The sequence below is a fragment of the Salinimicrobium oceani genome, from assembly GCF_012037645.1.
In genome coordinates, this window is record NZ_JAAVJR010001712.1 from 1 (window position 1) to 278 (window position 278).

The window sequence follows — 278 nt, forward strand, 5'->3', positions numbered from 1 at the left end:
GCTGGTCATCGCCATCAATGGTTATGGCGTAGGTGTAGCCTTCCTGTCTTGCTTTTGCCAACCCTGTCATGGTGGCTGCACCAGGACCTCGGTTGATCACATGACGAACTACCTTAGCCCCAGCTTTCTCCGCCTCCTCAGCTGTAGCATCGTTGCTACCATCATCCACCACCAATACTGGCCATGGTCCGGTAGCCTTGATTTTCTTCACCACGGCACCAATGCGTCCCTTCTCCTGGTAAGCCGGCACGATGATCAACGTTGATGCGTATGGCAAT

At 54.0% G+C, this 278-nt stretch carries 1 protein-coding gene; it reads right to left on the minus strand.

Annotated features, from left to right (window positions below):
* A partial coding sequence (locus HC175_RS24835; protein WP_369074377.1) for a glycosyltransferase family 2 protein occupies positions 1 to 250 on the minus strand: 250 nt, incomplete at its 3' end.
* Between the last annotated feature and the right edge of the window lie 28 nt (positions 251 to 278).